Below are 18,047 nucleotides of genomic sequence, written 5' to 3' on the forward strand. Positions count from 1 at the left end.
CTCCTGAGCGCAAGCGACAGGACCTAAGTCTCACCCGAACAAACCCTTTTTCAAACAAGAGGCAGATATGACAAACGGGCTTTATTTCACCAAAGATCACGAATGGATCAAGGTTGCCGATGGCGTCGGCACCGTCGGCATCAGCGACTTCGCGCAAAGCCAGTTGGGCGACGTGGTGTTCGTCGAACTGCCCGAAGCGGGCCGGGTTTTGAAGGCCGGTGACGCGGTGGCAGTGGTCGAATCCGTCAAGGCGGCCAGCGACGTCTATTGCCCGGTGTCCGGCGAAATCCTCAGCTTCAATGAGGAACTCCCGAATGACCCGGCGCTCATCAACAGCGACGCCGAAAGCACAGCCTGGTTCTTCACGATCAAGCTTTCGGACCCGTCCGAGCTTGACGGTCTCATGACCCCCGACGCCTACAAGACGTTCCTTGAGGAGCATGCCTGATGCGTTACCTGCCTTTGTCGTCCGACGACCGCGCCGCCATGCTGGCGCGGATCGGCGCGGACGCGGTGGACGATCTGTTTCGTGACGTGCCCGCAGCCGCCCGCCGTACGGGCACCGTCGATCTTCCGGGATTTCAGGGTGAGCTTGAAGTCGAACGCGATCTGTCGGCCCTAGCAGCCCGCAATATCTCGGCTGGCAGCGTGCCGTTTTTCGTTGGCGCGGGGGCTTACCGCCACCATGTCCCGGCGACCGTCGATCACCTGATCCAGCGCGGCGAGTTCCTGACGTCCTACACGCCCTATCAGCCCGAAATCACTCAGGGCACGCTGCAGGTGCTGTTCGAATTCCAGACCCAGGTCGCTATGCTGACCGGGATGGAAGTGGCGAACGCCTCCATGTATGACGGCTCCACCGGCGCGGGCGAGGCCGTGCTGATGGCGCGCCGCATCACCCGTCGCAAGAACGTGATCCTGTCCGGCGGCCTGCATCCGCAATATGCCGACGTCGTCAAAACCGTCACCGCCTATACCGACGATCAGGTGACATTGTTGCCGCCCGCCATCGAGCGCGCCGACGATCTCATCCCCTTCATCGACAAGGACACCTCCTGCGTCGTCGTCCAGAACCCGAGCGCCTATGGCCATGTGGAAGATCTGCGGCCCTTGGCCGAAGCCGCCCACGCAGCCGGTGCGCTTCTCGTGGTGGTGGTGACCGAGGTTGTGTCTTTGGGGGCCATAGAATCCCCCGGCGCCATGGGCGCGGATATCGTGGTGGGGGAGGGCCAGTCCATCGGCAACGGCCTCAATTTCGGCGGGCCTTATCTCGGGCTGTTCGCCACCCGTCAGAAATACATGCGGCAGATGCCGGGTCGTCTCTGCGGTCAGACCGTCGACGCCGACGGCCGCCGTGGCTTCGTGCTCACGCTCTCGACCCGTGAACAGCATATCCGCCGCGAAAAGGCCACGAGCAATATCTGCACCAATTCGGGCCTTTGCGCGCTCGCCTTCTCGATCCATATGACGCTGCTCGGCGAAGCGGGCATCCGCCAGCTCGCAGCGATCAACCATGGCAAGGCGGCGCAACTCGCCGACAAGCTCGCAGGCGTTCCGGGTCTCACGGTCGTGAACAAGACCTTCTTCAACGAATTCACGCTGAAGCTCGACCGTCCGGCCGCTCCGGTCGTCGAAGCTTTGGCCGCGCGCCGCATTCTCGCGGGCGTCCCGCTGTCGCGGCTGCTGCCGAACGCGGGTGTGGACAATTATCTGCTGGTCGCCTCGACCGAGATCAACCGTGACGCCGATCAGGACGCTCTGGTCGCTGGCCTCAAAGAGGTGCTCGCATGATGAACAAACAAGGTCGTCCCACCGGGATCGACAGCATCGAGTCCGGTCTTGCACCGATCGCCACCTTCTCCGGCAATCAGGGGCTCGATCATGAAGAAGCGCTGATTTTTGAAATCGGCGATACCAAACGCTCGGGCGTCGATCTGCCGGCCGCTCCGAAGGTGGCTTCGCGTCTGGGCGGGCTCGACCGTCAGGGCGAAATCGGCCTCGCCGGGTTGTCGGAGCCGGAAACGGTCCGTCATTACACCCGTCTCAGCCGCAAGAACTACGCCATCGACATGGGGCTGTATCCGCTCGGGTCCTGCACCATGAAGCACAACCCGCGCCTCAACGAGAAAATCGCCCGGCTGCCCGGCTTCGGCGATATTCACCCCCTGCAACCGCAATCGACGGTGCCGGGTGCGATTGAACTGATGGAGCAACTCTCCCATTGGCTCATGACCCTGACCGGCATGCCCGCCGTGGCGCTCTCGCCCAAGGCCGGGGCTCATGGTGAACTCTGCGGCCTCATGGCCATCCGCGCCGCGCATGATGCGCGCGGAGATGCCCGCCGCGTGGTGCTGGTCCCGGAATCGGCCCATGGCACCAATCCGGCGACAGCGGCTTTGTGCGGCTACGACGTCGTCTCGATCCCGGCCAATGACAAAGGTCGCGTCGATTTCGCCGCTTTGAAGTCCAAGCTCGGCCCGGATGTGGCGGCGCTCATGCTGACCAACCCCAATACCTGCGGGTTGTTTGAATCCGAGATCATCGAAATAGCCGAGGCGGTTCACGAAGCCGGGGCCTATTTCTATTGCGACGGCGCCAATTTCAACGCCATCGTCGGCCGCGTGCGGCCGGGCGATCTCGGCATCGATGCCATGCATATCAACCTCCACAAGACCTTCTCGACGCCCCACGGCGGCGGCGGTCCGGGCTCCGGCCCTGTGGTGTTCTCGGCCCGTCTCGCCGCCCATGTCCCGGCCCCCCATGTGGTCCGTGACACCGACGGCGTACGTCTGGTTGAACATGCCGCCGAGTTACCAGGCAGCTTCGGCCGCCTGACCGCCTTCCACGGCCAGATGGGCATGTATGTACGGGCGCTCACCTTCATGATGAGCCACGGCGCCGACGGCCTCAAACAAGCCGCCGAGGACGCGGTCCTGTCCGCGAACTACATCCTCGCCAGCCTGAAGGAGGTCATGTCGCCGTCCTTCGACGGCCCCTGCATGCATGAGGCGCTGTTCGACGATAGCTTCCTCAAAGACACCGGCGTCACCACGCTAGACTTCGCGAAAGCCATGATCGATGAGGGCTATCACCCCATGACCATGTATTTCCCGCTCGTGGTGCACGGAGCCTTGCTGATCGAACCCACCGAATCAGAAAGCAAGCAAAGCCTCGACGCCTTCATAGAAACCCTCCGCGCCCTGGCCGAAGCCGCCAAGTCCGGAGACAGCGACCGCTTCACCAACGCCCCCATCTACGCCCCCCGCCGCCGCCTGGACGAAACCGGCGCGGCGAGAAAACCGGTGCTAACCTGGGCCGCGGCTGAATAATAAAAAGGCTGTCATCCAAGCGGATGACAGCCTTTTTTATCACCAACGCACCCTGTCATTGCCGGGCCAGACCCGGCAATCCATCTGGCTGAACCATGGATACGCGGGTCAAGCCCGCGTATGACACCGTAATGTGTCCGACAACCAACATACTTTGTCATTACCGGGCCTGACCCGGTAATCCATCCATCAACCGGCAAAGCGTCGGCCAAACCCACCCCAACCGTCATCGCGAGCCGCGCAAGCGGCGTGGCGATCCATAACCTTGCGAAGCCGGCTTCGGCTCCGCCTCGCAATGACGAATGGATACCGGCCGACCATCCTTATCCGCAAAACTCTTTGTCATTGCGGGGCCTGACCCGGCAATCCATCTTCATAGCTGTACCGGCCAAAAGCCTATTGCCTCATCCCCTGTCCACCATAAAAAAAGCCCCGAACCGAAGTCCGGGGCTTTTCCTTATATCTTAAAGCCAGTCGGCTTAATGCAAGCGTTTGTCGAGGCCGTCGATGGCGGTCGAGACCAGCGTGTCGCGGTCTTTCTGGCCAAGGTTGCTGGCGATCAGACGGGTTGCGGCGGCGGTTGCGGCTTCCACCGCGACCTTGCGCACTTCCTTGATGGCAGCGGCTTCGGCCTGAGCGATCTTGTCGCTGGCCATGGCCGAGCGACGGGCGATCAGCTCGTCAAGCGCGCGAGCGGCATCATCGGTGATGATTTTCGCTTCACGTTCCGCCGTGGCGAGCATGCCCTTTGCGGTTTCCGCAGCGTCCTTCTGGTCCTGTTCGAAACGCGCGAGCAGGGTCTGGGCTTCGATGCGAAGCGCCTTTGCCTGTTCGATTTCCCGGCGGATGCCAGCGATCTGTTTGTCGAGCGCGCCGCCGATGAGGCTGGGCACTTTCTTCCAGATCAGAACACCAAAGAAAAGCAGGAGCGCGACGGCAACCCAGAATGAGGGATCGGTCAACATCAGTTGGATCCTCCAGCGGTCTTGAGTTCGCTTTCGACAGCGGCCTTGACCGTGGTCTCGTCAAGCGTGAGACCGGTCAGCTTCTGCACGATCTCGCGGCTGGCTTCGGCTGCCATATCGCGGATTCCTGCGAGGGCTTCGTCCTTGGCCTTGGCGATCCGGGCTTCGGCCTGTGCGGCTTCCGCGGCAAGCTTGTCGCCAACTTCCTTCAGACGGGCCTCGGCATGAGCCTTGGCGGCGTCCTGGGTCTTGGCAATCAGCTGGGTCGCAGCCGAACGGGCGTCAGCCAGGCCCGCTTCATAAGCAGCCTTGGCGGCGTCAGCCTGCTTCTTCAAAGCATCAGCAGCCTGAAGATCGTTCGAGATCTGATGCGTCCGTGCATCAAGAACACCCGCCACACGCGGCAAGGCAAGCTTGGCGAGGATGATGTAAAGGGTAATGAAGGTCACGGCCAGCCAAAACAGCTGTGGTATGAAGTCCGCGACATTAAGCTGTGGCATGGTCGTCCTCTCCTTGTCCCGGAAATAAAGGACAAATCGACGGCCACGGCCAACCCAAGGTTAGTCCCGCGGCCGCCGCCGTCTCGATATTTGTCAGCTTATTTGAACAGGATCACGAGGGCAACCACGAGGCCGAAGAGGCCGGTTGCTTCAGCCAGAGCAAAGCCGAGCAGCAGGTTGGTGAACTGTGCCGGAGCAGCAGCCGGGTTGCGAAGAGCGCCCGAGAGGTAGCTGCCGAAGATGTTGCCGATGCCAAGACCGGCACCGATAAGAGCGAAACAAGCGAGGCCTGCGCCGATCATTTTTGCGGCTTCAACGTCCATATCAAAGATCCTCTTTAGGTTATGGATAACTGGATAAGTTTGAAAAAAGGTAAGGTCTAGTGTCTGCCCGGCCGCAAGGCTCAGTGCATATGCAGGGCGTCGTTCAGATAGATGCAGGTCAACACCGCGAACACATAGGCTTGCAGGATGGCGACCACGAATTCGAGACCCATCAGCGCCACCATGAAAGCGACCGGCAGAATGCCAAAGAAGCCCAAAGCCGCCACAAAGCCGCCGAACACCTTCAGCATGGTGTGACCGGCCAGCATGTTGGCGAACAGACGAACCGACAGGCTCAGGGGGCGCGACAGGTAGGAAATCACTTCGATCACGGTGATGACCGGCAGCATGACGATGGGAACACCCGACGGCACGAACAGCTTGAGGAACTTCGGGCCATGCTTGACGAAACCGACGATGGTCACCAGCAGGAACACCACCGCCGCCAGCGCGAAGGTGACGATGATATGGCTCGTGACGGTGAAGCTGTAAGGCATCATGCCCACAAGGTTCGCGCCCAGCACGAACATGAACAGCGTGAAGACGAAGGGAAAGAATTTTTCCGAACCCTTGCCCGCGGTGTCCTTCAGCATATTGGCGATGAACCCGTAGGATCCTTCGACCATCATCTGCCAGCGGCCGGGAACCAGCGACCGGTTCCTCATGCCGACAAGCATGAACAGCGAAACCGCGGCGAGCGTCACCAGCATGAATAAGGATGCGTTGGTGAAGGAGATGTCATAGCCACCGACTTCGATCGGCACCAGGCGCTTGATCTCGAACTGTGCAAGCGGACTATGATGTTCTGCGGACACGGGCTACCCCTTACATTCTGACAAAACCCGGCAGCCTGAGGCCGACCGGGCGAGTTCCATATTCATTTCGTCTGGTCGTCTTTTTCATCTGTGTTCGCGGCATTCATCTGCCGCGCGGCCCGGAACACATTGGCGATACCCGCCCCTGCGCCGAACATGAAAAACACCACCAAAAGCCAGGGAGAAGTTCCGAACAATCGATCGAGAAGCCAACCAGCCCCGCCACCAACCACCAGACCGGACACAAGTTCCGCGGTCAATCGAGTGGCGATGCCGAAAGCGTTGGTCTCGTTAAGACCCGAACGTCGCCCTTTATTCCCTGCGCGCCGAGCCTCATCAAGCCGCGTTTCGAAGCTCTTCTCCGGCTGCGCGGGCGATGGGGTAGACGGAGGCTTTTTGCCGTTGTCAACCATAGTATCGTCCAAACCGTGTAAATACGCCTGAAAACGCCGCTTTTTCAGGCTCAGATGCCGAAAAAAGTCGCGTGCACCATAGTGTTTGCGCCCCCCGCTGTCAAGGTTCAAAAGCCGCCCAGCCGGGGTTTGATGGTGTTGGGATAAGGTATTGTTTTTCCAATAAGTTTCTCAGGTCATCATCGGGCTGAGCCGAGCAATCCATCCGGCCGGAATTCTGCTTATGGCCCCATGGATTACCGGGTCGAGCCCGGTAATGACAGTTGGGCCGGGTCTTTGACTGGGATGCCGCCAGTAAATTTGAAAGCTCTTTGTCCCGCCGCAAAGTCCCACCCCCACAAACCCTCCGTCATTGCGAGGCAAAGCCGAAGCAATCCAGTCCTGCCGCCCAAGGTTCTGGATCGCCACGCCGCTTACGCGGCTCGCGATGACGGCTAGTCTCGAGCGAGACTGGCCTTCCGTCGCCATGGCCGTCTCAAAGGACAGCAACCCGCACAACCAACCTAATTCCCCCGCCACAAAACTCATTGCCCGCCATTGTCATTGCCCCCTCCATTGTCATTGCCGGGCTTGACCCGGCAATCCATCTCGCCGCCGCTAACTGCTAGCCCCATGGATTACCGGGTCAAGCCCGGTAATGACAACTTGGGGGAGGGCCGCACCACCCAATCCTATTCCGCCGCCACCAGCCGTTCGGCGCGTTCGAGGTCGACGGAGACCAGCTGGCTCACCCCGCGTTCGCCCATGGTGACGCCGAACAGGCGGTTCATGCGCGACATGGTGACGGCGTTATGGGTCACCACGAGGAATCGCGTGGCGGTGCGATTGACCATTTCCTCAAGCATGTTGCAGAATCGCTCGACGTTCGCGTCATCCAAAGGCGCGTCCACTTCGTCGAGCACGCAGATCGGGGCGGGGTTGGTGACGAACACCGCGAAAATCAGCGACAGCGCCGTCAGCGCCTGCTCGCCACCCGACAAAAGCGACAGCGATTGCAACCGCTTGCCCGGCGGACTTGCCATGATTTCGAGCCCGGCATCCAGCGGATCATCCGATTCCGTCAGCGTCAGATAAGCTTCACCGCCGCCAAACAGGGTCTTGAACAGGCTCGAAAAATGCGCGTTCACTTCCTCGAAGGCAGCAAGCAGGCGTTCACGGCCTTCGCGGTTCAGGCTGTGGATGGCCTGACGCAAGCGGGCGATGGCGGATTCAAGATCGCCGCGCTCGCTCACATAGGCGTTCAACTGGGTTTCATATTCCTCAAGTTCCACATCCGCCCGCAAATTGACGGCGCCAAGCCGGTCGCGTTCGCGTTTGAGGTCTTGCAACCGGCTATCGCTGTCGCCCGCTTCCGTGGGCTCGTCCTCGACCTCGACCTTGGCCAGCACGTCGGACGGCGTGCATTCGAATTCTTCCATGATGCGATGGGCGGCGTTGCGGCGGCGTTCGATGATCTGTTCGACGCTGGCTTCGATGCGGGTACGGGTTTCGCGCACATCGAGCAACATGGTCTGCGCGGCGCTGTAGTGTTTTTCGGCCTCGGCGGCACGGGCTTCGGCCTCGCTCAACTGGCGGGCGGCTTCTATCCTGGCCTCCTCGGCCAGTTCGATTTCGACGGCGAGTTCCTCGCGTTCAGCACGGATTTCGTCCGGCCGCTCGCTGAGCGTGGCAAGTTCGCGCTCCACCGCCTCGCGGCGATCGGCCAGGGCCCGGGCCTGACCTTCGGCGCTCGCGAGCCGGGCCCGCCAGGCGTTCAGTTCGCTGTCGATGGTCTGCAGGCGCAGGGTACGAATACGCGCTTGGGTCGCGATATTGTCATGGGCCAGCCGCGTCTCGGCCAGCCGCATGCGCAGATCCTCGACCTCGCCCCGCACCATCTGAAGCTCTTCATTCAGATCATCCACCGGCGGCAGTTCTTCACTGGCCGCTTCGGCGATGGCGCGTTCTTCAGCGGTTTCATTGATATCGAGATCAAGCCGGCCGACGCTTTCCAGCAAGGCCCCATGCTGGGCCTGAGCCTGAGCGGCGCGGCGTTCGACCTCGGTCAGATGCTTACGCGCGCTGCCCAGATTGGCTTCGCCGCTGCGCAGGGTCTGGGTGATGGTTTTCTCGGCTATCACCGCTTCGGCGGTACGCCCGGCGGCGATTTCAAGCAGTTCTTTGGCTGCGTCGACAGCCTCGCCCGCGGTCTGGCAGGCGGCGGCCACTTCCATCAAGCGGTTGCGCTGCGCGAGCCTGAGTGCGGCGGCAGTCGGGGCATCGGCCCCGGCGGTAAAACCGTCCCAACGCCAAAGTGCCCCTTCGATGGACACCAGCCGCTGCCCAGGTAACAAGTCAATCTGAAGCCGCGCCCCATCCTCGGCCGCGACCAGCCCGGTCTGAGCCAGACGACGGCTGAGCGCCGGAGGGGCCTCGACAAAATCACCCAAGGGCGTCACGCCTGCAGGCAGGCTTTGTGTCGCGTCATAAGGCGGCAGTTCCCGCCAGCGGATCGGCGCGTCATCATCGGTCGGCGCTTCCAGATCATCGCCCAAAGCCGCGCCAAGGGCCGCTTCATAGCCCGGCCGTACCCGCAGATGTTCGGTGATGGGAGCAAGCCCCTTGGACGCCCCGGCATTCAACAGCCGGGTCAGGGCGTCACGCTCGGACTCAAGCCGGGCGAGATCGGTGCGGCGACCGTCGGCGGCGTCTCGCGCCGCCCGCTCGGCCTCCCGCGCCTGCTCGACGGCGGCGCGGGCTTCTTCCAGCGCTTCCGCATAGGCCTCAAGCTCGGCCTCAAGGGCGGCGATGGTCATCTGTTCGTCTTCAAGCGCCGTCATATCCGGAGCGGCGGCAAGGTCGCTGAGCCGCGCCTCCAGCGTCTCGCGGTCACGCCGCAACCGCATCAAGCGGCCGTCCGCCGCAGCCATCACCTGCCGCAAGCGGTTGCGTTCGGCATCCGCCGCCGCCAGCCGGTTCTTGATGCCGTCAAGGGCGGCTTCCCGGGCTCCGGCGGCACGCACGGCGGCTTCGACCGCAACGGCGGCATCGGATTGCGCATCGCCCTGGCCGTCATTCTGTTCGATCAGGATTTCGCGTTCTTCGGCCAGACGTTCGGTCGCGGTCGCGGCATCGGCCAGCAACGACCCTTCGCGGCTCGCATCCTGTTCGATCTGAGCGCGCTGGGCGCCAAGCCGGGTCATGGCCTCGGCAATGGATTTTTCCTCGCGGATCAGTCCGTCGCGGGCCACCGCCAACCGATGCATCACCGCCGACCGTTCACCTTCCGCCTGCCGCAACGCGGGCAGGGCGGACGCGAGCAAGGCCCGCTGCATGGACAGATCCTCGACCGATTTTGTCACCTCGGCCACCTTGGCCGCGGCGATTTCAAGGCCAGCCTCGGTCTCCACCAGCCGCGCCGCCGCAAGCTTCCAGTCGAGATAGAGCAGGATCGCTTCAAACTGACGGATAAGCTTCGACAGCTCGCGATATTTGGTTGCCTGCTTGGCCTGACGGCGCAGGCTTTGAATCTGGGTATCAAGCTGCTGCATCACGTCATTGAGGCGCAGCATATTGTCTTCGGCGGCCTTGAGCCGTCGTTCCGCCTCGTCACGGCGGCTATGCAGCCCGCTGATCCCGGCCGCGTCTTCAAGCAGGGCGCGGCGGTCCTTCGGCTTCGCGCTGATCAACGCGCCGATGCGGTTCTGGCTCACCAGCGCCGGGGAATGCGCCCCCGTGGACATGTCGGCGAACAACAACTGGACGTCGCGGGCGCGGCTGTCGCGGCCATTGATGCGATAGGCCGAGCCGCTTTCGCGTTCGATGCGCCGGGTGACTTCCAGGAAGATTTCGTCATTGAAAGCGGCCGGCGCTTCCCGCGTCGAATTGTCGATATGAAGCGTCACCTCGGCCAGATTGCGGGCCGCGCGGTTGGAGGTCCCGGCAAAGATCACGTCATCCATGCCCGAGCCGCGCATGCTCTTGGCTGAATTTTCGCCCATCACCCAGCGGATGGCTTCAAGCAGATTGGATTTGCCGCAGCCATTTGGGCCCACGACCCCCGTCAGACCCGGCTCGATCAAAAGCTCGGTCGGGTCGACGAAGGACTTGAAGCCCGAAAGGCGGAGGCGGGTAAAATGCAAGTGAGGATCCTAAATCCAGGATTTCAACAGGTTACTTAGCTGCTTTCAACGCTTTGTCAAAGGCGGAAAAGGTATGATCGCCGTCAAAGACCTTGCCATTGATGAGAATCGTCGGCGTGCCCTGGATCTTGTATTCGGACACCCCTTCCTGGCGCAGCTTCAACAGATCGGTGCGCACCTTGTCGCTCGCGAGGCAGGACTTGAGCTTGGCGTCGGTAAAGCCCATGGGCCGCACGAACTGGTCCATCTTGGCGGCTTTGGCGATCTCATAAGGAGTGGCGTTTTCAGCCGGTTGCGGCATCGTTTCCCAGCCCGGCATCCAGTCGGCCTGACGGGTCAGCAACCCATCGACAAAGGCATAATAGCGCGGTTCCGGGCTGCAGCGGGCGATCATGGAGGCGATCAGATCCGGCCCGTTCAGCACGAAATGGCGCATGATATATTTGGCTTTGCCGGTGTCGATATAGTCCTTTTTGAACTGCGGAAACACCGTGCGTTGGAAGTCGGCGCAGTGGGAACAGGTCATGGAGGCATATTCGATCACCGTGATCGGCGCGGTTTTCTTGCCAAGCACGATATCGGTATAGCCGTCATAAACCTCGGCCGCAGGTTTCGCCGGGGCCGCAGCAGCCGGAGCCTTCGCAGCGGGGGCCTGGCCCGCCGCCATCACCGGCCCAAACCCCAGCCCAAACCCAAGCCCGACCACCAACGCAGCCACAGCCATAAAACGCTTATTTAGATGATTGATCATGATGCACCCACTAAATATAGATCACACTCTACCAAATTGACCCTATGGGGCTCAATAGGCGAAATTAAGTCAGACAGTGACATTCCTGCTTGCTATCGCTTTTTCCGGCGGGAATCCGCCAGTACGGCGGCACCAAGATTTGTCAGAACCGCCCGCAGACCTTTGTCCTCGATGGCGGCGACATCCTCCGCCGCGGCTTTCTGATCTTGCGGATCGGGGGCGTTCGGCCGAGTTTTCTTCCGCTGATAGAGGCTCACAGGGGCCTGTTTGACCATCAGTCTGGCCACAGCCGGATAGCCGAAATAGCCATTGATTCGGTCAATGGCCTGAGGCGCAAGATACTGAAGTTCCGTAGCAAATCCACTATCGGCCAGAATATGCAGAGTGGCGCCCGTTTGCCCTTTGGGGAAATTCAGCCGCTCGGGCAGGGTATGGGCGGCAAGCGTCGGGCCGACGATATCACGCCAGCGGGTGATGACTTCGCTTTGGGCAAAGCCCTGTTTCGCGCAGATTTCCCGCGTCAGCGGCGCAAGCGAATCGGCCAGCGACTGGACCTTCCAGCTGCGCTTCGGCTTCCGTGGTTTGGGTGGTTCTTTTTCCGGGCTTGTCACAATCGCTGCTTTTCCGTACCCATGAGGTCCTGTTGCCCGCAAGGGTCCCGAGAAGGTTTCTGGCGTATGGTAAGCGATCCTCTGGCCGCTGCAACTGCTCTGCTCGCCTGGTATGATAAAAATGCGCGGGTTCTGCCCTGGCGCGCCCCGCCAGCCGCGCGAAAAAAAACCGCGCCTTACCGGGTCTGGCTCAGTGAAGTGATGCTTCAGCAGACCACCGTCCCGGCGGTCATTCCCTATTTCGAACGCTTCACCGAACGCTGGCCGACGGTCGACTCCCTGGCCGCCACGCCGCTCGACGATCTGCTCGCCGCCTGGGCCGGGCTCGGCTACTACGCCCGCGCCCGCAATCTGCATAAATGCGCGACCGTTGTGGCCCAAGACCATAACGGCAAGTTCCCAACAACGTCCGACGGCCTGCGCGAGCTTCCCGGCATCGGCCCCTATACCGCCGCCGCCATCGCCGCCATCGCCTTCGATGAACCGGCCACAGTGGTCGACGGCAATGTGGAACGCGTCATGGCCCGCATTTTCGCCATCACCGACCCCATGCCGGGGTCCAAACCCGCCCTCCGCGCCGCCGCGGCCACGCTCACGCCACCCAACCGTGCAGGCGATTACGCGCAAGCCGTCATGGACCTAGGCGCCACCGTCTGCACGCCGCGCAAACCCAAATGCCTGATCTGCCCCTGGATCAAAATCTGCGCCGCCCACAAGGCCGGCATCGCCGAAACCCTGCCCAGCCGCGACCGCGACAAGGCCAAACCAATCCGCACCGGCCGCGCCTATTGGCTGCAAGCCCCCCATCCCGAAACCGGAGAACTCTCCGTCCTCCTGACCCGCCGCCCCGACAAGGGCCTGCTCGGCGCCATGCTGGGCTTCCCCACCGAAGGCTGGGACGCGAACGGCCCGGTCACGGGCCTGCCCAAAGGCAACTGGCAATCCCAAGGCGAGGTGCGCCACACCTTCACCCACTTTCACCTCATCCTCGACGTATTGGCCCTAAACCTCGACCACCCCACCAAAGCCAAGGGAATCTGGTGCCCCCTGCCAGACCTAAAATCCGCCGGCCTTCCCACCATCATGAGAAAAATAGCCAAACTAGCAAGTGCCTGACTCACCGTCATTGCGAGGCGAAGCCAACGCAATCCAGTCTTGCGGCAAGGTTCTCGATTGCGTCGTCAGCTCCGCTTCCTCGCAATGACACCCCCCGTCATTGCGAGCCCCAAAGGGGCGCGGCAATCCAGAAAGCCGCCGGATAAACCCAACAGCCCCGCTTAATGTAATTCAGCCCGAACCTTCTGGCGCAACATATCAATCGGCACCAGCTGCCCCTTGACCTCAAAATGCCAGAACGTCCAGCCATTACACGACGGCGCGCCCATCATCTCGGCCCCGACCTGATGGATCGACCCTTTGGCGCGTTCAGAAATCAACGTCCCATCGGCACGCACGCGGGCTGAAAAGCGGCGGCTCGGATCGAACAACACGGCGCCCGGCGTCAGCAGCCCGCGTTCCACCAGCGTGCCGAACGGAATGCGCGGCTCAGCTCGTTTCGAAGCCGTAATGGAAATAACATTGTTCTCGAGCTTGGTGACGGTCTTCAAACGGTCGGTGGCAAGTTTCACGTATTTTTCCTCCCGCTCGATGCCGATAAACCGGCGATCCAGCTTTTTCGCGACCGCCCCCGACGTGCCCGAACCAAAGAACGGGTCCAGCACCACATCGCCGGGCTTTGTCGACGACAGCAGCACGCGATAAAGCAGGCTTTCGGGTTTCTGCGTCGCATGGCCCTTATGGCCGTTGACGGTGACGCGCTCCTGACCGGAGCAAATCGGCAGCAGCCAGTCGGAGCGCATTTGCAGCCCCTCGTTCAATTCCTTCATGGCTTCGTAATTGAAGGTGACGTTTTTCGCGTCTTTGTTCTTTGAACACCAGATCAGCGTCTCATGGGCGTTGGTGAAGCGGGTGCCGCGAAAATTCGGCATCGGGTTGGTTTTGCGCCAGATGATGTCATTCAGGACCCAGTAATCCAGATCCTGCAGGGCCGAGCCGACCTTGAAAATATTGTGATAGGACCCGATCACCCAGATGGTGCCGTTGTCCTTCAACACCCGGCGTGCGGCGGCAAGCCAGGCGCGGGTGAAGATGTCATAGGAGGCGAGGCTTTCGAATTTGTCCCAATCGTCATCGACGCCATCGACCACGGTATTGTTCGGGCGGTGCAGTTCGCCCTGAAGCTGGAGGTTGTAAGGTGGGTCGGCAAAGATCACGTCGACGGATTTTTCCGGCAGCCGGTTCATCATCTCGATGCAGTCGCCGTGCAGAATCTGGTCCAGCGGCAGCGCCGAAAGTTCCGATAATTTTTGTTTGATGGCCATGCCGAATAAGTCCCTGTTTCCTGCGCCCACTGCGTCGTTCTTGGGGGCAGTGTGATTCAGGGGGCGAATCGGGTCAAGGACATTTTTTTATATGAATCAATTCGTTGTCTAGGACTCTTGAGTCATTAGCTTACGAATTGGAGCAAAGGATCGACGGTGAAAAGGAGTCAATCCCACAATTGCTAGTGCACGTGAATGAGCCGCCGTACCATATCCTGCGTTCCGCTCCCATGCGTACTCGGGATGAATTTTGGCCAATTCCGTCATCCGATGATCGCGAAAAACTTTTGCGATGATGGAGGCGGCGGCGATGGACAGACTGCGCGCGTCGCCCTTGATGACGGTGGTCGCCGGAATACCCAGCGGCGGTTTGCGGTTACCATCCACCAGCGCATGATCGGGTCGCGTCGGCAGCCCGCCAAGCGCTCGTCCCATGGCCAAAAACGTCGCCTGCAGGATATTAAGCTCGTCGATCTCCTCCACACTGGCCTCGCCGATGCCGACCTGAGCGCATCCAAGGATCTCCCCATAAAGCACTTCGCGCTTAGCCGCCGAAAGTTTTTTACTGTCATTGATGCCCACCGGCACCCGCCCCGGATCCAGCACCACCGCCGCCGCCATAACCGGCCCCGCCCAAGGCCCCCGCCCAGCCTCATCAATCCCGCAAACCACCCCGCCCAGGTGCTGTTCAATCAAAAAATTCGGCCCGGTGGAGGGGGCAGCTAACAGATCAGCAGGCAAGGCAACAGCTGTACGGGCCATGGGATGATAGACTTTCCGATTAAGAACGCAGACGCTGCCAATTTACTCGACGAACCCAGCCAAGGCCAATTGTCTGTCAATCCTTGCTGTCACTACCTTGCAGCCTCCCCATGGACACGCGGGTCAAGCCCGCGTGTGACAAGTTGAGGGATAGTTCCCACAAGCCTCATATCCCAACCTCCCCACACCTGTCATTGCCGGGCCTGAGCCGGCAATCTATCTTGCGACTTCACAGCGGCATGATCTATGGACACGCGGGTCAAGCCCGCGTGTGACAAGTTGAGGGATAGTTCCCACAAACCTCGCTTCTCAACTTCCCCAAACTGTCATTGCCGGGCTCGACCCGGCAATCCATCTTGCCTCCCGCTCCTTCCCCCTCAAAACAACGACATCTGCCTTGCGTCCCGCCCCGGGCGGCGGAACTGGGTGCTTGGCATGGGAGCGCGCGGCTGGTTGAGGCCGAGGCGTTTGATCGCCTGCCGGAAGCGCAGTGCCAGCAGGTCCGCTTCGGCCCCCTGACCGCGCATGCGGCTGCCGAACTCCGGGTCGTTTTCACGGCCGCCGCGCATGGCGCGCAGGCGGTTCATGATGCGTTGCGCGCGGTCGGGGTAATGTTCGTTGAGCCATTCCTTGAACAGGGTCTTCACCTCGATCGGCAGCCGGAGCAGAACATAGCCCGCCGACCTTGCCCCGGCGTCTTCGGCTGCGGTCAGAATGGCTTCAAGTTCATGGTCATTGAGCGCCGGAATCATGGGGGCGGCCATGACGCCGACCGGGATTCCGGCTGCGGCAAGCTCCTGAATGGCGGCCAGGCGCCGGGCCGGTGTGGCGGCGCGCGGTTCCATGGCGCGGGCGAGCGGGCGGTCGAGGGTGGTTACCGACAGAAACACCCGCACCAGATTGTCGCGGGCGAGATCGGCAAGGAGGTCCATATCGCGCGTCACCAGATGCGATTTGGTGACGATGCTGACTGGATGACGGGTTTCCGTCAGCACCTCAAGGATCCCGCGCATGATGCGATGCTCGCGCTCGATCGGTTGATAGGGATCGGTGTTGGTGCCAAGGGCGATGGTCGCGGGCTTATAGCTCGGCCGCGCCAGTTCCTGACGCAACAGGGCGGGCGCGTCGAATTTGGCGAACAGCTTGGTTTCGAAATCGAGCCCCGGTGACAGCCCGAGATAGGCATGGGACGGCCGGGCGAAACAATAGATGCAACCATGTTCACAGCCGCGGTAGGGGTTGATGGAGCGATCGAACGGAACATCCGGCGACTGATTGCGGGTCAGCACGCTGCGGCTTGCGTCCGCCGTGACCGTGGTGCGGAGAGGGGCGGGGGCATCCTCCTCCGCCTGGTCCCAACCGTCATCGAAACCGACCCGCGCCGTCGGTTCGAAGCGGCCGGAGGCCTGGCTTACAGATCCCCGCCCGCGCCGCAGCTCAGCCCGCGCGAGGGTCTCTGGATCACTTTGGAAAGCCACCGGGCGCATGGCTCAGAATTCATTGGCGACGAACACAAGATCGTCGTCGATGATGATCACATAACGGTCGTCAAGCTTGCGCAATTCAACCTTATGCAGGGTTTGTTCGTCAAAACGTTCGGCCGTCTGAAGGGTTGCATGGTCCATGGCTCATTCCTTCGGCTTGCTGATCCAACCACAGGAACAAAATAGCAAACTTCATGGAACAAATCAAGTACAATTTTGACAAAAATATACGATCCTCGTTCGCCCCGGGCCTGGCGTCTATTCCGGCTCTGGCATTGCCGAGGAATGGTGGCTTGTGATGAGCCACTCAGACCCGTTCCAGTGATAGGTATAGGTAAAGCGCCCGTGGACCATTACCCCAGTTTTGGCAAAGGTGAATGTGTAAAGGCCCGCATCGACGGCTGTGTTGCAACCAAGTTCAATGACGCGCATGTCGATCTTGCCGGAGGGGCGGTTCTCCAGGAAATGATGGAAGTAATCCTCTTTCTCGGCTGGGGTGAGGCGCGGCTTGTTTGAAACGGTCGGCAGGAGGATGGATCGCTCGGCATAGTTGGCGACGACCTTGTGGGGATCGCCCGTTTGCAACGATTGGTTCCAGCGATCGAAGAGCGCGGCGATTTCCTGGTCGGAGGTTGCCTTACAGGACTCCATATGCGCGCCCTCTGTACGGGTGGGCGCACCGGAGGGCGTCGTGGCACAGCCGGCAAGAGTTGCGGCAAGCGCCAGCACAGTTAAAGATTTCATCTTCATCATGCGTTCCTTCTTAGGATGGGCCTTTTAGGGCGACGTTCTCGCGTGGGTAGTCGAGTTTGAGGCAAGGCTTCATACGCTGTGCAACGGTCATGGTCGGTCAGTTTAGTTTTTAGCACGCCCCTTCCGTCATTGCGAGGCGCTGGCCGAAGCAATCCATCTGGCCGCCGTTTTGCCGGTTGAAATATGGATTGCCGGTGTCCGCGCCCGGTAATGATAAATATGGTGCACTGTCATTGCCGGGCTTGACCCGGCAATCCATCTCTCCGCACAGCCCGCCCTATCCTTCAGCGTTCCTTCAACCTCGGCAGCAGTTCGGCGAAATTGCAGGGGCGGTGGCGATTATCCAGCTGATGGCGGAGGATCATGTCCCAGCCGTCCTTGCAGGCCCCGCGACTGCCGGGGAGGGCAAACAGATAAGTCCCGTTCGCCACCCCGCCCAAGGCCCGCGACTGGATGGTCGAGGTGCCGATGGTCTGATAGCTCAGCATCCGGAACAGCTCGCCAAAGCCCTCGATCTTCTTGTCTATCACGCGCTCAAAGGCCTCAGGCGTCACATCCCGGCCGGTCACTCCGGTGCCACCCGTCGACAGCACGATTTCAATCTCGGGGTCGGCGATCCAGGCTTTAAGCTGGTCCACGATGGCATCCGCCTCATCGCGGATGATACGACGGTCGGCGAGCTTATGCCCGGCGGTGGTCAAGCGCTCGATCAACAACGCGCCCGAACTGTCATCGGCTTCGGTCCGGCTGTCCGACACCGTAAGCACGGCGATGTTAAGCGGGACGAACGGGCGGGTGTCGTCGATACCAGGCATGAAACCTCCGATCCAAAAGCGTGC

Annotated in this window: 18 protein-coding genes; 4 read left to right on the forward strand and 14 right to left on the reverse strand. The window is 61.1% G+C overall.

From position 1 onward, the window contains the following. Positions 1–67 precede the first annotated feature (67 nt). Genes gcvH through gcvPB form a run of 3 tightly spaced genes read left to right on the forward strand, consistent with a single transcriptional unit; the run spans position 68 to position 3,329 of the window. A complete protein-coding gene (gene gcvH, locus NYP16_RS05245) occupies positions 68–448 on the forward strand; it encodes a glycine cleavage system protein GcvH (protein ID WP_274943069.1) in 381 nt (126 codons plus the stop codon). After that, positions 448–1,791 (forward strand): aminomethyl-transferring glycine dehydrogenase subunit GcvPA, encoded by a 1,344-nt coding sequence (gene gcvPA / locus NYP16_RS05250; protein ID WP_274943070.1) that lies wholly within the window; start codon positions 448–450, stop codon positions 1,789–1,791. Before gcvH ends, gcvPA begins: the two co-directional genes overlap by 1 nt. Beyond that, positions 1,788–3,329 carry an aminomethyl-transferring glycine dehydrogenase subunit GcvPB gene (gcvPB, locus tag NYP16_RS05255; protein ID WP_274943071.1) on the forward strand — a complete coding sequence of 514 codons (1,542 nt, stop codon included), beginning with the start codon at positions 1,788–1,790 and terminating at the stop codon, positions 3,327–3,329. Before gcvPA ends, gcvPB begins: the two co-directional genes overlap by 4 nt. A 479-nt stretch (positions 3,330–3,808) precedes the next feature. Here gcvPB and NYP16_RS05260 read toward each other — a convergent pair whose 3' ends face one another. The 8 genes from NYP16_RS05260 to NYP16_RS05295 form a co-directional block, all read right to left on the reverse strand. Continuing rightward, the gene (locus NYP16_RS05260) at positions 3,809–4,294 is read right to left on the reverse strand and encodes a F0F1 ATP synthase subunit B family protein (RefSeq protein ID WP_274943072.1); all 486 of its coding nucleotides are present in this window, start codon (positions 4,292–4,294) and stop codon (positions 3,809–3,811) included. After that, positions 4,294–4,794, reverse strand: coding sequence for a F0F1 ATP synthase subunit B family protein (locus tag NYP16_RS05265; RefSeq protein ID WP_274943073.1), 501 nt, complete (start codon positions 4,792–4,794; stop codon positions 4,294–4,296). Before NYP16_RS05265 ends, NYP16_RS05260 begins: the two co-directional genes overlap by 1 nt. 98 nt (positions 4,795–4,892) lie before the next feature. Beyond that, the gene (locus tag NYP16_RS05270) at positions 4,893–5,117 is read right to left on the reverse strand and encodes a F0F1 ATP synthase subunit C (protein WP_274943074.1); all 225 of its coding nucleotides are present in this window, start codon (positions 5,115–5,117) and stop codon (positions 4,893–4,895) included. An 80-nt stretch (positions 5,118–5,197) separates the two neighbouring features. Further along, positions 5,198–5,932 (reverse strand): F0F1 ATP synthase subunit A, encoded by a 735-nt coding sequence (locus tag NYP16_RS05275; RefSeq protein ID WP_274943075.1) that lies wholly within the window; start codon positions 5,930–5,932, stop codon positions 5,198–5,200. A gap of 62 nt (positions 5,933–5,994) precedes the next feature. Continuing rightward, positions 5,995–6,456, reverse strand: coding sequence for an AtpZ/AtpI family protein (locus NYP16_RS05280; RefSeq protein WP_274943076.1), 462 nt, complete (start codon positions 6,454–6,456; stop codon positions 5,995–5,997). Between the two features lie 560 nt (positions 6,457–7,016). Beyond that, positions 7,017–10,466, reverse strand: coding sequence for a chromosome segregation protein SMC (gene smc, locus NYP16_RS05285; RefSeq protein ID WP_274943077.1), 3,450 nt, complete (start codon positions 10,464–10,466; stop codon positions 7,017–7,019). Between the two features lie 31 nt (positions 10,467–10,497). Beyond that, positions 10,498–11,217, reverse strand: coding sequence for a DsbA family protein (locus tag NYP16_RS05290; protein ID WP_274943078.1), 720 nt, complete (start codon positions 11,215–11,217; stop codon positions 10,498–10,500). A gap of 92 nt (positions 11,218–11,309) precedes the next feature. Next, complete coding sequence (locus NYP16_RS05295) at positions 11,310–11,828, reverse strand: DUF721 domain-containing protein (protein ID WP_274943079.1); 519 nt, start codon at positions 11,826–11,828, stop codon at positions 11,310–11,312. A gap of 66 nt (positions 11,829–11,894) precedes the next feature. Between NYP16_RS05295 and mutY the strand changes: the two genes are divergently transcribed. Beyond that, positions 11,895–12,944 (forward strand): A/G-specific adenine glycosylase, encoded by a 1,050-nt coding sequence (mutY, locus tag NYP16_RS05300; RefSeq protein WP_274943080.1) that lies wholly within the window; start codon positions 11,895–11,897, stop codon positions 12,942–12,944. Between the two features lie 161 nt (positions 12,945–13,105). Here the strand turns inward: mutY and NYP16_RS05305 are convergent, their stop codons facing one another. The 6 genes from NYP16_RS05305 to moaB all read right to left on the reverse strand — a co-directional run bounded on the left by NYP16_RS05305 (position 13,106) and on the right by moaB (position 18,023). Continuing rightward, entirely contained in the window at positions 13,106–14,209 is a 1,104-nt protein-coding gene (locus tag NYP16_RS05305; RefSeq protein ID WP_274943081.1) for a site-specific DNA-methyltransferase, read from the reverse strand. Positions 14,210–14,317: 108 nt separating this feature from the next. After that, a complete protein-coding gene (locus NYP16_RS05310; RefSeq protein WP_274943082.1) occupies positions 14,318–14,971 on the reverse strand; it encodes a ribonuclease HII in 654 nt (217 codons plus the stop codon). 377 nt (positions 14,972–15,348) lie between these two features. Then, entirely contained in the window at positions 15,349–16,458 is a 1,110-nt protein-coding gene (locus NYP16_RS05315; protein ID WP_274943083.1) for a PA0069 family radical SAM protein, read from the reverse strand. A 3-nt stretch (positions 16,459–16,461) separates the two neighbouring features. Next, entirely contained in the window at positions 16,462–16,596 is a 135-nt protein-coding gene (locus tag NYP16_RS05320; protein ID WP_274943084.1) for a hypothetical protein, read from the reverse strand. 117 nt (positions 16,597–16,713) lie between these two features. Further along, entirely contained in the window at positions 16,714–17,199 is a 486-nt protein-coding gene (locus tag NYP16_RS05325) for an SgcJ/EcaC family oxidoreductase (RefSeq protein ID WP_346742485.1), read from the reverse strand. Positions 17,200–17,492: 293 nt separating this feature from the next. After that, positions 17,493–18,023, reverse strand: a complete 531-nt coding sequence (gene moaB / locus NYP16_RS05330) for a molybdenum cofactor biosynthesis protein B (RefSeq protein ID WP_274943086.1) — start codon at positions 18,021–18,023, stop codon at positions 17,493–17,495. Between the last annotated feature and the right edge of the window lie 24 nt (positions 18,024–18,047).

The sequence above is a fragment of the Govania unica genome (assembly GCF_027920805.1).
Classification (GTDB): Bacteria; Pseudomonadota; Alphaproteobacteria; order Sphingomonadales; family Govanellaceae; genus Govanella; species Govanella unica.

Coding starts and splice junctions, on each gene's coding strand:
- gcvH (WP_274943069.1), top strand. CDS start 68: ATGACAAACGGGCTTTATTTCACCAAAGATCACGAATGGATCAAGGTT.
- gcvPA (WP_274943070.1), top strand. CDS start 448: ATGCGTTACCTGCCTTTGTCGTCCGACGACCGCGCCGCCATGCTGGCG.
- gcvPB (WP_274943071.1), top strand. CDS start 1,788: ATGATGAACAAACAAGGTCGTCCCACCGGGATCGACAGCATCGAGTCC.
- NYP16_RS05260 (WP_274943072.1), bottom strand. CDS start 4,294: ATGTTGACCGATCCCTCATTCTGGGTTGCCGTCGCGCTCCTGCTTTTC.
- NYP16_RS05265 (WP_274943073.1), bottom strand. CDS start 4,794: ATGCCACAGCTTAATGTCGCGGACTTCATACCACAGCTGTTTTGGCTG.
- NYP16_RS05270 (WP_274943074.1), bottom strand. CDS start 5,117: ATGGACGTTGAAGCCGCAAAAATGATCGGCGCAGGCCTCGCTTGTTTC.
- NYP16_RS05290 (WP_274943078.1), bottom strand. CDS start 11,217: ATGATCAATCATCTAAATAAGCGTTTTATGGCTGTGGCTGCGTTGGTG.
- mutY (WP_274943080.1), top strand. CDS start 11,895: ATGGTAAGCGATCCTCTGGCCGCTGCAACTGCTCTGCTCGCCTGGTAT.
- NYP16_RS05305 (WP_274943081.1), bottom strand. CDS start 14,209: ATGGCCATCAAACAAAAATTATCGGAACTTTCGGCGCTGCCGCTGGAC.
- NYP16_RS05310 (WP_274943082.1), bottom strand. CDS start 14,971: ATGGCCCGTACAGCTGTTGCCTTGCCTGCTGATCTGTTAGCTGCCCCC.
- NYP16_RS05315 (WP_274943083.1), bottom strand. CDS start 16,458: ATGCGCCCGGTGGCTTTCCAAAGTGATCCAGAGACCCTCGCGCGGGCT.
- NYP16_RS05320 (WP_274943084.1), bottom strand. CDS start 16,596: ATGGACCATGCAACCCTTCAGACGGCCGAACGTTTTGACGAACAAACC.
- NYP16_RS05325 (WP_346742485.1), bottom strand. CDS start 17,199: ATGAAATCTTTAACTGTGCTGGCGCTTGCCGCAACTCTTGCCGGCTGT.
- moaB (WP_274943086.1), bottom strand. CDS start 18,023: ATGCCTGGTATCGACGACACCCGCCCGTTCGTCCCGCTTAACATCGCC.